This window comes from Gordonia phthalatica, from assembly GCF_001305675.1.
Taxonomy (GTDB): Bacteria; Actinomycetota; Actinomycetes; order Mycobacteriales; family Mycobacteriaceae; genus Gordonia; species Gordonia phthalatica.
On sequence record NZ_CP011853.1, the window covers coordinates 1,053,145 to 1,065,840 of the forward strand.

At 68.2% G+C, this 12,696-nt stretch carries 13 protein-coding genes; 7 read left to right on the plus strand and 6 right to left on the minus strand.

Annotation, left to right across the window (positions count from 1 at the left end; translation table 11 throughout):
• Positions 1–247 precede the first annotated feature (247 nt).
• The 5 genes from ACH46_RS04890 (at position 248) to ACH46_RS04910 (ending at position 4,514) form a co-directional block, all read left to right on the plus strand.
• Complete coding sequence (locus ACH46_RS04890) at positions 248–949, plus strand: lytic transglycosylase domain-containing protein (RefSeq protein ID WP_082399401.1); 702 nt, start codon at positions 248–250, stop codon at positions 947–949.
• Between the two features lie 73 nt (positions 950–1,022).
• Positions 1,023–2,306 carry a phosphopyruvate hydratase gene (gene eno / locus ACH46_RS04895; protein ID WP_062391938.1) on the plus strand — a complete coding sequence of 428 codons (1,284 nt, stop codon included), beginning with the start codon at positions 1,023–1,025 and terminating at the stop codon, positions 2,304–2,306.
• A gap of 259 nt (positions 2,307–2,565) precedes the next feature.
• Entirely contained in the window at positions 2,566–3,042 is a 477-nt protein-coding gene (locus ACH46_RS04900; RefSeq protein ID WP_226995765.1) for a septum formation initiator family protein, read from the plus strand.
• Positions 3,043–3,561 (plus strand): DUF501 domain-containing protein, encoded by a 519-nt coding sequence (locus tag ACH46_RS04905; RefSeq protein ID WP_062391939.1) that lies wholly within the window; start codon positions 3,043–3,045, stop codon positions 3,559–3,561. It abuts the gene before it with no gap.
• Positions 3,558–4,514, plus strand: coding sequence for a Ppx/GppA phosphatase family protein (locus tag ACH46_RS04910; protein WP_062391940.1), 957 nt, complete (start codon positions 3,558–3,560; stop codon positions 4,512–4,514). Before ACH46_RS04905 ends, ACH46_RS04910 begins: the two co-directional genes overlap by 4 nt.
• Before the next feature lie 64 nt (positions 4,515–4,578).
• On the opposite strand, the gene ACH46_RS04915 is transcribed toward ACH46_RS04910, so the two are convergent.
• Positions 4,579–5,079, minus strand: coding sequence for a DUF4395 domain-containing protein (locus tag ACH46_RS04915; RefSeq protein ID WP_062394972.1), 501 nt, complete (start codon positions 5,077–5,079; stop codon positions 4,579–4,581).
• A gap of 191 nt (positions 5,080–5,270) precedes the next feature.
• On the opposite strand from ACH46_RS04915, the gene ACH46_RS04920 reads away from it, so the two are divergent.
• The gene (locus tag ACH46_RS04920; protein WP_226995766.1) at positions 5,271–6,188 is read left to right on the plus strand and encodes an endonuclease domain-containing protein; all 918 of its coding nucleotides are present in this window, start codon (positions 5,271–5,273) and stop codon (positions 6,186–6,188) included.
• 18 nt (positions 6,189–6,206) lie between these two features.
• Here ACH46_RS04920 and recQ read toward each other — a convergent pair whose 3' ends face one another.
• The 5 genes from recQ to ACH46_RS04945 form a co-directional block, all read right to left on the minus strand.
• Positions 6,207–8,042 (minus strand): DNA helicase RecQ, encoded by a 1,836-nt coding sequence (gene recQ, locus ACH46_RS04925; protein ID WP_062391941.1) that lies wholly within the window; start codon positions 8,040–8,042, stop codon positions 6,207–6,209.
• Between the two features lie 7 nt (positions 8,043–8,049).
• Positions 8,050–8,343 carry a hypothetical protein gene (locus ACH46_RS04930; RefSeq protein ID WP_062391942.1) on the minus strand — a complete coding sequence of 98 codons (294 nt, stop codon included), beginning with the start codon at positions 8,341–8,343 and terminating at the stop codon, positions 8,050–8,052.
• A 67-nt stretch (positions 8,344–8,410) separates the two neighbouring features.
• Entirely contained in the window at positions 8,411–9,343 is a 933-nt protein-coding gene (locus tag ACH46_RS04935) for an alpha/beta fold hydrolase (RefSeq protein ID WP_062394979.1), read from the minus strand.
• 196 nt (positions 9,344–9,539) lie between these two features.
• Positions 9,540–10,706: a fatty acid desaturase family protein gene (locus ACH46_RS04940; protein ID WP_062391943.1), complete on the minus strand. Its 1,167-nt coding sequence runs from the start codon at positions 10,704–10,706 to the stop codon at positions 9,540–9,542.
• A gap of 5 nt (positions 10,707–10,711) precedes the next feature.
• Positions 10,712–11,788 carry a ferredoxin reductase gene (locus ACH46_RS04945; protein ID WP_062391944.1) on the minus strand — a complete coding sequence of 359 codons (1,077 nt, stop codon included), beginning with the start codon at positions 11,786–11,788 and terminating at the stop codon, positions 10,712–10,714.
• A 170-nt stretch (positions 11,789–11,958) separates the two neighbouring features.
• On the opposite strand from ACH46_RS04945, the gene ACH46_RS04950 reads away from it, so the two are divergent.
• A complete protein-coding gene (locus ACH46_RS04950; RefSeq protein WP_062391945.1) occupies positions 11,959–12,651 on the plus strand; it encodes a TetR family transcriptional regulator in 693 nt (230 codons plus the stop codon).
• Positions 12,652–12,696: the final 45 nt, after the last annotated feature.

Sequence of the window (12,696 nt, forward strand, 5' to 3'; positions counted from 1 at the left end):
GGGTGTGGCGTCGCGCACAGTCGGCGGACGTCGGATTAGTCTGCTCAGACGACACGCTCGTCGTCGGACCTGGTCACACTCGGGAACTCGCACGACGTTTTCGGCGTTGGGCAGATGATGTGGGACGCTGTTTCGCGGCCACGAGCCGAAATCGCTGTCGCGATGTGACGAGAAGTTGAGGAGCAGGGTGACCCGAGGAGTGAGATCGACGTCGCGCCGACGTCGGTGGTGGATCGCCCCCGTCTCGATGATCGCGGCGGTGACGGTGACGTCGTGCGGCATGCAGATGCCGTGGGATCGCCCCGACATCCCCGACGGCCTCCCTCCGGGCGTCGGCACCCAGCAGCCGTACATCGACGTGAACGCCCCCGGTCGTACCGCGGACAAGATGCGCGCCTGGGCCGAGCCGATCTCCGACTCCACCGGAATCCCGCTCACCTCCCTCGAGGCGTACGGCAACGCCGCCGAGATCCAGCGGCAGCAGCACCCCGAGTGCGGCATCGGCTGGACCACCCTCGCGGGCATCGCGGCCCGCGAGACCAAGCACGGCCGCTACCGCGGCGCCAGCGTCGCGCCGAACGGTGACGTGAGCCCCGAGATCCGCGGGCCCGCGCTCGACGGCACCAACGGCAACCGCGTCATCCGCGACACCGACGGTGGCAAGCTCGACGGCGACAAGGTCTACGACCGCGCCATGGGCCCCTTCCAGTTCATCCCGGAGACGTGGCAGCGGTACGGCGTCGACGCCAACGGCGACGGTGTGGCCGACCCCGACAACATCGACGACGCAGCACTTTCCGCGGCGCGCTACCTGTGCGTCTACTCGGGCGGCGACATGACCACGCCGGAGGGTTGGGAGAAGGCCGTCCACGCCTACAACAACCACACCGCGTACGTGCTCGACGTCCGCAACTACGCCAACGCCTACTCCGTGAACATTCGCTACTGATCTGCGTTTATCCTGGAGCGGACCCGTCGGCGGAGCTTCCGTCGACCCGACGAAACCGAATTGGGGCTGACAAGTGGCAATTATCGAGCAGGTAGGCGCGCGCGAGATCCTCGACTCCCGCGGCAACCCGACCGTCGAGGTCGAGGTGGTCCTGGACGACGGAACCTTCTCGCGGGCGGCTGTGCCTTCGGGCGCGTCGACCGGTGAGCACGAGGCCGTCGAGCTGCGCGATGGCGGCGACCGCTACAACGGCAAGGGCGTCAAGAAGGCCGTCGAGGCAGTCCTGGGCGACATCGCCCCCGAGGTGATCGGCATCGAGGCCGACGACCAGCGCGTGGTGGACCAGACCCTGGTGGACCTGGACGGCACCCCCGACAAGTCGCGACTGGGCGCCAACGCCCTGCTGGGCGTCTCGCTGGCCGTCTCGAAGGCCGCCGCCGAGTCGGCAGGCCTCCCGCTGTTCCGCTACGTCGGCGGACCCAACGCGCACATCCTGCCGGTCCCGATGATGAACATCATCAACGGCGGCGCGCACGCCGACAACGGCATCGACTTCCAGGAGTTCATGATCGCGCCGACCGGTGCGTCGACCTTCGCCGAGTCGCTCCGCTGGGGCGCCGAGGTGTACCACTCGCTGAAGTCCGAGCTCCACAAGCAGGGCCTGAGCACCGCGCTCGGTGACGAGGGCGGCTTCGCCCCCGACCTGCCCAACACGCAGTCCGCGATCGACGTCATCGCCAAGGCCGTCGAGAACGCTGGCTACAAGTTCGGCAGCGACATCGTGATCGCGCTCGACGCCGCGTCGACAGAGTTCTACACCGACGGCGCCTACCAGTTCCAGGGCAAGCCGCACTCGGCCGACGAGATGATCAAGTTCTACGAGAAGCTGGTCGCCGACTACCCGATCGTCTCCATCGAGGACGGCCTGGGCGAGGACGACTGGGCCGGTTGGGCCGCGCTGACCGAGGCCGTCGGCGACAAGGTGCAGCTGGTGGGCGACGACCTGTTCGTCACCAACCCCGAGCGCCTGGAAGAGGGCATCAGCAAGGGCATCGCCAACGCGCTGCTGGTGAAGGTGAACCAGATCGGCACCCTGACCGAGACCCTTGACGCCGTCGCCCTGGCCCACAACAGCGGCTACAAGACGATGATGAGCCACCGTTCCGGCGAGACCGAGGACACCACCATCGCTGATCTGGCCGTCGCCTGCAGCTCCGGCCAGATCAAGACCGGCGCACCCGCTCGTTCCGAGCGCGTCGCCAAGTACAACCAGCTGCTCCGCATCGAAGAGGGCCTCGGCGACGCCGCGCGCTACGCCGGTGACCTGGCGTTCCCGCGTTTCTCGTTCGGTGCGTGATTAGCTAGTAGTCATGGGTGTGGGCGAGACCGAGGGCGACGCGGGGGCTTCCCGGCGTCGAAGCACGCGGAACCGGGGTGATCGTCGGGCGAGTACGTCCCGACGGTCGCGTCCCGACCCGCGGCGCACTCGGTCTCGCTCCACGTCGTCGCGGGGCGAATCGTCCCGCACGCGTTCGGTTTCCGACGACCAGGCGAGCGCCACGCACGACGGTGCGGCCGAATCCCGCGGTCGGGCCGAACGACGGTCTGCCTCGCACGTGGGCGGCCGCCGTCGTCGCCCGTCCGACCGTCCCTCCGGGCACGCGTCCGGCGATCTGCCTGCGGAGCCGTCGCGGCTGGCGCTGTTCGCGCAGCGTCGCGGTGTCAGCGTCACCAACGTCGGCATTGCCGTCGCACTCGGCATCTTCCTGATGCTGACGCTCGCGGTGCCGGTCCGGACCTACATCGCGCAGCGCAACGAGTTCCACCAGTTGCAGCAGGCCAACGCGGATCTGCAGAAGCAGACTCAGGAGTACAAGAGCCGCCTGGCGCAGCAGAGCGACCCCGCGTACATCGAGGTGCAGGCGCGACAGCGACTGCAGATGGTGCCCGAGGGCGAGAAGCCCGTCGTCATCATCAACCCGACGCGCGAGCAGCAAGAAGCACAGCAAGAGCAGGAGCGCCAACGCAAGGCGACTCCCTGGTACGAGAATCTGATGAATGCGGTGTCGACGCCGCCGGAGACCCGAGGGTAAGTGAGCATCACCGAAGCCGACCTGCAGGCGGTCGCGAAGCAGTTGGGACGTGAGCCGCGGGGCGTGCTCGAGATCAGCTACCGGACTCCGGACGGTCAGCCGGCCGTGGTGAAGACCGCGCCGCGCCTGCCCGACGGAACGCCGTTCCCCACCCTGTACTACCTGACCGACCAGCGGCTCACCGGTGCGTGCAGCCGCCTCGAGTCGGGTGGCGTGATGCGCGAGATGCAGGCCCGCCTTGCCGAGGACGCCGAACTCGCCGCGGGCTACCGCCGCGCCTACGAGAGCTACCTGGCCGAGCGCGACGCCATCGAATCGCTCGGCACCGACTTCGCCGGCGGCGGCATGCCCGACCGCGTGAAGTGCCTCCACGTGCTCGTCGCGCACTCGCTGGCCAAGGGGCCGGGCGTCAACCCGCTCGGCGACGAGGCCGTCGCCATGCTCGCCGATGTCGAGAAGATGCGCGGCATCGCGGTGCCTGCGGACTGGCCTGCGCTCGTCGGCGAGGACGACGCGTGACGCGCGTCGCCGCCGTCGACTGCGGCACCAACTCCATCCGCCTGCTGATCGCCGACATCGACGACGCGGGCACCCTGGTCGACGTGGAGCGCGACATGAAGGTCGTGCGTCTGGGCCAGGGCGTCGACGCGACCGGGAAGTTCGCCGACGAGGCCATCGAGCGCACCCGCGTCGAACTGGCCGGGTACGTGGAGCGGATGCTGGCCGCCGGCGTCGAACGCGTGCGCATGGTCGCGACGTCGGCCACCCGCGACGCGAGCAACCGTGACGCATTCTTCGCCATGACCGCAGAGCTCCTCGGTCGCGTCCAAGAAGGGGCGGTCGCCGAGGTGATCACCGGCGACGAGGAGGCGCGGCTGTCGTTCCGCGGCGCCGTCGGCGGACTCGATCCGGCCGACGGACCGTTCGTCGTCACCGACCTGGGCGGCGGCAGCACCGAGGTGGTCGTGGGATCGGTGGTCGGCGGCGACGCGGTGGTCGCGGGGGCGTACTCCGCCGACATCGGCTGCGTGCGTCTCACCGAACGCGCCCTCCCGTCTGATCCGCCCACGCTCGACGAGCAGGCGCGCGCGGTGCTGATCGCCACGGACGAGTTGGCGAAGGCCTTCGCCGGGGTGGACGTGTCCGCCGCGCGCACATGGGTCGGGGTCGCAGGCACCTTGACGACGTTCGCCGCGGTCCACGCCGGACTGGCCGCCTACGATCCCGACGTGATTCACCACTCCCGGATCTCCCTCGCCGACCTGCACGTCCTGTGCGGTCGGATCGTCGCGATGACCCGCGAAGAGCGACTGGCGCTGGGCCCGATGCACCCCGGCCGCGCCGACGTCATCGGCGGCGGCGCCCTCGTGACCCGGGAGCTGGCGCGTCAGTTCGCCGACCGCGCCGCCATCACCGAGATGGTGGTGTCCGAGCACGACATCCTGGACGGGATCGCACTCGGGCTCGTGTGACCCGATTCTTCAAGACGCGTAAGGCGCCCCGCGACGGTGTCGCGGGGCGCCTTACGCGGTAGGTCTACCGGCCGAAGTTGTAGCAGGCCTCGCAGACGCTCTCCGGGATGGTGCCTGCGCGCTGCAGCAGGCCGAAGCCGATGCAGCCGAGGCACAGGCCGAAGGCGAACTCGAGGAACGCGGCGCCGATCAGCGCGCCGACGACGATCTGCGCGGCCAGTCCGAAGCCGAGGAGCGACAGCACCAACGCGGTGCCGGAGAAGGCGAGGCCGATGGTCTGCGCGAAACGCTTCGGCGGGCCGGGGACCGTCTTGGTCTTCTTCCACACCTGCGGGACGATCACGTGCACGGCCAGGCGGCCGAACGGGGAGTAGCGGGGGCCGCCGGCGACACGCAGGGTGAAGCCGAGCGCCAGGACGGCGTACAGCCACGGCTGGTTCACGACGATCGACACGGCGGCCAGCACGATCACCAGACCCGCGGTGGAGCGCGCGGCGTAGTCGTTGACCGGATTCGGGAAGTCGAGCAGTCCGCGGTGCCACGTCGGTGCCTCTTCGAGGGCGATCGACGAGTCGACCTGGGTGAAGACGTCAGAGTTGGTCACGGGTGCTCCTTCTAGCGATGACGCTTCACGATATGTCCGCGCAGAACGCCTGCCCAGGGTTTTTCTCACGCTGATCGGAATGGAATGGGCCGCGCCGGTCGTCGGCACGGCGAGTCGTGGAACCGATGGTCGACTCGGTGCGTCCAATCGGTATGACGAAGGACTCGGGGATTTACACGCGGTTGCAGTTGATCGTGAAGGGCTACGACGATCAGATGATCCGGAAGGCGGTGCGGAACGGGTCTCTGATCCGATTGCGGTCGGGATGGTTCGCGCTCCCGTCCGCGGACGAGCGGGCGATGGCGGCGGTCCGCGACGGGGGCGTGTTGACCTGTGTCGGGGCCTTGGCGTTCTACGACCTGTGGATTCCACCGGGGTGCAACGACCGCCTGCACCTGCGCCGGAGCAAGAACACGACCGGGAAGCACAAGGCCTGCCGACCTCTGGTCGGACGACTGCGGGCGGCGACGGACCCCGTCGACTCGATTCCCGTCGCACTGAGTTGCGCCGCGCGATGTCTCACTCCCGAAGAGTGGATCGCGATCTGTGATTCGTACATGGACCGGACCGGCAAGACTCTTCAGGACGTCGCGGAGGAACTCGTCGGCGCCGGACCGACCGTCGACCGGCTGCTCGCCAAGTGCGAGAGCAGGTCGCAGTCGGGGACCGAGAGCATCGCCCGTGTTCGGCTCCGCTCGCTGGGGTATGACGTCGTGGTGCAGCCGCAGGTGGAGGGTGTCGGTCGGGTGGATCTGCGGATCGGGGTCCTGCTGATCGAGTGCGACAGCATTCTCTATCACGCCAGCAAGGAGGACTACGAGCGCGACCACCACAGGGATAGGCGCGCCATGGTGGACGGCTGGCTGAAGCTGCGACTGACCTACGACGACATCCTCTACGACTGGGACGGCGTCCTCGCCGACATCCGAGCCATCACCAGAACTGACCGGCATCGTGCGCGATCGGCTCGCAAGCGTGAGCTAGTGCAAAAATCAGTCCGCCTGTCGTCCGCCGAGGGAAGATTTCCCTCGGACGGCGACCGATGGCCTGATCTTGGCGATACCTGCTGATATGCGGCGGAGACGCGCCTACGCCGACTCGAAACTCGCGAGGACTTCGAGGACCTGGTCGCCGTAGTTGGTGAGCTTGGCCTGACCGATGCCGGAGACGGAGAGCAGCTGGTCGTGGTTCGACGGCTTGACGCGCGCGATCTCCTCGAGCGTCTTGTTGCCGAGCACTGTGTACGCGGGCGCGCCCGCCTCTTTCGCGACGGCGGCGCGCCAGCGGCGCAGCGCCTCGAAGAGGTTGCGATCCTCGTCGGACAGGTCGGGCGCCGCGGAGGCGCCTCGGGCGGGCTTGGTGCGCGAGCGTGCGGGTGCCTTCACGTCCTCGCGCAGCATCAGTGTCTGCTGGCTGCGCAGCAGCGGCGTCGCCTTGTCGGTGATGGTGAGGACGCCGTAGTCGCCGCGCGGGGCGATGATGCCGAGCGCGAGGAGCTGCCGGACCACGCTGCCCCATTGGCGGGCGTCGAGCTCGGTGCCCTTGCCGTACGTGGTGAGGGCGTCGTGTCCGCGCTGCCGGATGCGGTCGTTTTCGACGCCGCGCAGGATGTCGATGAGATGCCCGGCGCCGCAGGAGAATCCGTGGAATTCGTGGTCGAGCCGCCAGATGGTCGACAGCAGCTTCTGCGCGGGGACGGTGCCGTCCCAGGTGGCGGGCGGGTTCAGACAGGTGTCGCAGTTGCCGCACGGTTCGATCTGCTGGTCGAAGTAGCCGAGCAGCTGCTGCCGACGGCACGTCGACGTCTCGCAGAGGGCGAGCATCGCGTCGAGCAGCTGGGATTGGACGCGACGGTGGGCGGCGTCGCCATCGGACTGATCGATCATCCGGCGCTGGTTGACGACGTCGGCCATGCCGTACGCCATCCACGCGATCGACGGCAAGCCGTCGCGTCCGGCACGGCCTGTCTCCTGGTAGTAACCCTCGATGCTCTTCGGGAGGTCGACGTGCGCGACGAACCGCACGTCCGGCTTGTCGATGCCCATGCCGAACGCGATGGTGGCGACGACGACGATCCCGTCCTCGCGGAGGAAGCGGTGCAGGGTGCCGGCGCGGACCTGACGGTCCAGGCCTGCGTGATACGGCACGGCGTTGATCCCGTTGGACGCGAGGAACGCCGCGTACTCCTCGACCTTCTTGCGGCTGAGCGCGTAGACGATGCCGGTGGCCGGTTCGCCGTCGACGACGCCCTCGGATCTGATGAAGCTCAGCAGTTGCTGCTTGACCCGGTCCTTGGGCTCGATCCGGTAGGTGATGTTGGGACGGTCGAAGCTGGAGACGAAGTGTCGGGCGTTCTCCAAGTGCAGGCGAGCGGTCAGCTCCTCGTGGGTGCGCCGGGTCGCGGTCGCGGTGAGGGCGATGCGCGGGACGTCGGGCCACAGGTCGGCGAGCTCACCGAGTGCGAGGTAGTCGGGCCGGAAGTCGTGGCCCCACTGCGAGACGCAGTGCGCCTCGTCGATCGCGATCAACGACAGCTTCCCGCGCGCGAGGAACTCGCGTGTCCCGCGCTGGCTGAGACGCTCGGGCGCGATGTAGATGAGGTCCAGTTCGCCCGCGAGATACGCGCGCTCCACTTCGGCGCGATCCTCGGGGAACTGCGTCGAGTTGAGGTAGGCGGCCCTCACGCCGAGACGCTGCAGCGCACCCACCTGGTCGGCCATCAGCGCGATGAGCGGCGACACGACCACCGCGCAGCCCTCGCGCACCAGCGCGGGCACCTGGTAGCAGAGGCTCTTGCCGCCGCCGGTCGGCATCAGAACGACGGCGTCGCCGCCGTCGATGACATGGGAGACGATCTGGTCTTGGTCACCGCGGAAGTCGTCGTAGCCGAAGACGTCGCGGAGGACCTGGTACTGGTCGGGCACGCCGCGGTCAGTCGTCCTCGGAGTCGGCGTCGTCGGACTCGTCGTCGCCCTCGCTGTCGTAGCCGTTCAGGGAGTCCTGCTCCTCGGGCTGCGACTTCGGATGCGGCACGGGCGCGGCGTCGCGGCGTGCGGCCTTGGACGCCTCGCGCATCTCGAAGCCGTCGGTGACGAGTTCGCCGATCTCGCGGGCGACGTCGGCCACCGCCGAGGTGATGATGGACGCGATGTTCCCGACCCGATGCGCCGTGTTCTCCACGACGTCCTGGACCAAGTCCTTGTTGCGCTCTGCCCGTCCGACCACTGCTCGTCCCTCCAAGATCGATGCGACTGCTGACCTCCCATCGTAGGCGGACCGGCGGCGCCCGGCTTCAGGGCGTGACGCGCTCCACCATCGCGACGATCTCGGCCTCCACGTCGGCGCGGGTCTCGGGTTCGTTGTGGACCTCGTGTCGGAATCCGGTGTACACGCGAGTCCGCACGTCGCGGTGTCCGGAGGCGACGAGGCGGTTGGCCACGTGGTAGGCGCCCTCGCCGAAGTTCGTCACCGGGTCCTGGTCGCCCGCGAGGATGAGGATCGGCAGGGTGTCGCGGATCTGCGGGTACCAGTCGTCGCTGTTGGCGTCGTCGTACAGGTCGATGAAGCCCTGCAGGAACCTGACGCTCATCGGGGCGCCGAAGTTGTTGAACGGATCGACGGAGTGGTCGCGGACCACGTCGCGGTCGCGGGCCACCCAGTCGGTGGGGCCGACGACATCGTCGTAGCGGTCCAGGAATCCGGAGAAGACCGCCTCGACGTATCCCGCGGCGGCGGGTGCCGCGCGGTCGGGTTCGGCGGCGAGGGCCTCCCGGTCGACGACCGTCTCGATGCCCGGCATCTGCGCCGCGATGCCGCACAGGATCAGGGCGGCGACGTCGTCGCCCGCGCGGGCCGCGAGCGGCCGGGCGATCATCGATCCCCACGAGTGCCCGAAGATCACGTACGGCAGATCGGGGCACTCGGCGCGGGCGGTCGCCATCAGCGTCAGCTCGTCCTCGACGGCGGTCGCGGCGCCGTCGTCGCCGGTGTCGACCCAGAAGCCGGACTCCATGGCGGTCTTGCCGTGCCCGGCGTGGTCGTCGGCCACCACGACGCAGCCGGCGTCGAGCAGGGTGGTGATCAGGTGCAGGTAGCGGCGCGAATGCTCGCCGAGACCGTGGATCAGGTGGACGACGGCGCGCGCCGGTCGTGTCGGGCGGTAGATCCAGCCGTAGACGGTGTCGCGGCCGTTGTGGGAGGGGAACGTCAGCTCAGTCAGTGCCATGAGGGTGACGGTAGTGCGCCGCGGCGGCGGGGCGAGTCGATTCGAGAGGGTTGCCATCAGACCCTGCCCGCGGCGGTCTCGATGCGCAGGCTCGCTTCGCTCGCATGCTCACTCGACCGACGTGGGTGGGCTCCGTCGACGAAACAGCCCGACGCACCGTGGCGGTGCGTCGGGCTGTTTCAGTGCTGTTCGGTGATCAGGCCGCGTTCTCGACGGCCGGGGTCCGCTCGATGTTGACGACGATGTCGTTGTCGTCGCGGGTCATCCAGTTGGGGAGCGAGAGCTTGGCGATCTTCTTCCACGTGGAGCCGAGCTGCTGGCGCAGCGAACCGGTGTTGTACGGGAGGCCGTACTTCTCGCAGATCGCCTCGACCTCGGGCGCCATCTCCGGGTACCGGTTGGCGGGCACGTCGGGGAACAGGTGGTGCTCGATCTGGTGCGAGAGGTTGCCGCTCATGATGTGGAACAGGTCGCTGCCGTAGATGTTGGCCGAGCCGAGCATCTGGCGGACGTACCACTGACCCTTGGTCTCGTCCTGGCACTCCTCGGCGGTGAACGTCTGGGTGCCGCTGGGGAAGTGACCGCAGAAGATGATCGAGTAGGTCCACACGTTGCGGATCAGGTTGGCGCCGGCGTTGCCGATCAGCGTGGTGACGAAGAACGGGCCGGTCAGCGCGGGCCAGATGATGTAGTCCTTGGCGACCTGCTTGCTGGCCTTGCGCCACATGCCCTTCACCAGGCCCTTGATGTCCGACCACTTGCGCTTGCCCTGGATCAGGTTCTCGGCCTCGAGGTCGTGCAGCATGACGCCCCACTCGAACAGCAGCATCAGGGCGGTCGCGTAGCCGAGGTTGCCCAGGAAGTAGGGGTTCCACTTCTGGTCGCGGGCCATGCGGAGGATGCCGTAGCCGATGTCGCGGTCCTCGCCCAGGATGTTGGTGTAGGTGTGGTGCATGTAGTTGTGGCTGTGCTTCCACTGCTCACCCGGGCACACGGTGTCCCAGTCGAACTCGCGCGAGTTGTAGGTGTCCTCGCGCATCCAGTCGAACTGGCCGTGCATGACGTTGTGGCCGATCTCCATGTTGTCGAGGATCTTCGCCACGCCGAGCGACGCGACGCCGGCCAGCCAGATCGGCGGGATGAAGGGCACGTACATCATGGCGCGGCCGGCGAACTCGAGCTTCCGCTGCGCGCGGATGATGGTGTACAGGTACTCGCGGTCGGACTCGCCGAGGTCGGCGACGATGCGCGCGCGGAGCTCGTCGAGATCGTTCCCGAGCTGCTCCACCTGCTCGTAGGAGAGGTTGATCTCCTTGGTGGTGGCGGTTTCGGGCCGGAAGTAATCGGTGATGTTGATTGCCATTGCTTTTAAACCTCGATTTCCACGTCGCCGACGGGCGCGCTGACACAGATCTGGATGTGCTGGCCGGGCTCGGAGTCGAGCTCACCGGTCAGGATGTTGCGGGTGCATCCGCTGGTGCGGACCTTGGTGCAGGAGAAGCAGATGCCCATGCGGCAGCCGTACTCCGGGTCGAGACCGGCCGCCTCGGCCTGCTCCAGCAGGGTGCGACCGTCGTTCGGGGTGGTGACGTCGGACTTGGTGTACGTGATGTCGCCGGTGATGGGTTCGTTGGGATCGAGCACGGGGGAGGTGTCGATGGTGAACGCCTCGGAGAACACGCGGTCGGATAGGCCGCGCTCGTCGGCGTACTCCTTGACCGCGCTCATCAGCGTGCCGGGGCCGCACAGGAACACCTGTGCACCGTCCGCGTCGGCCAGACCGTCCAGGTGGGCGGGCGCGAAGTGCTCGGCGTTCTCGGTGCGCGTGTAGTGAAACTGCACGTCAATGTGGTCGAACGTGCGATCCAGGGCATCGAGTTCGGCGCGGTACGGCACGTCCTCGGGGGTGCGGGCGTAGTGGACGAAGGTGATCGGGCTCCGGTGACCTTCGGCGACCAGTGTGCGCAGCATTGAGAGGACAGGTGTAATCCCGCTGCCGCCGCTGACGAGGACGGTGCGTGCGGGGCGCTGTGCGGGGAGGCTGAACTCGCCCGACGCGGCGCTCAAGCCCAGGACCATGCCGGGGCGAGCGTTCTCGCGCAGGTAGCGGGAGACGAAGCCGCCCGAGTGCGCGGTCACCGTGAGCTCGAGGGCGTCGGTGTTCTGCGCGGCACCGGCCGGCGAGAAGAAGCGGCGGTGGCGGACACCGTCGACAACCACGCTGACCTCGACATACTGTCCGGCCCCGTGGCCCTTCCACTGGCGGGTGGGCTTCAGGACCAGAGTCACCGAGCGGTCCGTCTGGCGGCGGACTTCGGTGATCTTGGCGCGAGTGTCGCGCCAGGTGATCATCGGGTCGATCAGCTCCAGGTAGCGGTCGACCGGGTAGGGGGTGGCGGTCGCTTCGACGATCGATTCGACGAGGCGGGCGAGCGTGTGGGCCATCGTTCTGCTCCTCCGGGATTGCGTTCCGTTTTTCAGTGAACGTCTGTACACAAAAGAGCATGACATATGACCACCTCGGGGTGTCAAGGAAATGGCTGTGTGTCTGCTGTCACGATCGGATTCGGACCGCCCGGCCGGGCCCGACAGGGCGACCGCCTAGACTCGGGGACGTGACTTCTACACCCGACTCACCAGGCACGACGCCGCGTAAGGCCCGTGCCAAGCGGTCGCGTGCGGAGTCCGGCGGCAGCCGCGCGGAGAAGAAAGAGCAGACGCGCCAGGCGCTGTTGGACGCCACGATCGACTTGGTGGACGACCGTTCTTTCGGAAGCATCAGCCTCCGCGAGGTGGCTCGCGGCGCAGGCATCGTGCCCACGGCTTTCTATCGGCACTTCGCGTCGATGGAGGATCTGGGCGTCACGCTGGTCGAGGACGCGATGCGCGTGCTGCGCAGGGCCCTGCGGGAGGCGCGCCGCGACCTCTCGTCCCGCGGCATGCCGACCGCGCGCGACTCGCTGTCGACCCTGCTGAAGAAGGTGCACTCCGACGAGTCGCAGTTCCGCTTCCTCATCAGGGAGCGGCACGGCGGTGTCGCCGAGGTGCGCCGCGCCATCGCCACCGAGCTGCTGCTGTTCTCGCGGGAACTGGCGATCGACCTCGCGCGCGTGCCCACGCTGACCGAGTGGGGAGCGGCCGATCTGGAGGTCGCCGCCGACCTGGTGGTCTCCATCATGATGACGACGGTCGCCGAACTGCTCGACGGCGACGGCCGCGAAGCCACCGAACGCGCGCTGGTGGAGCGCGCGGAGAAGCAGCTCATCATGGTCTTCCTCGGCATGGCGCAGTGGAAGCCCGAGCGCTGATCCGATCCTGATTCCGGCTCCGGCGCGAAACTGTCGGAGCCGTGG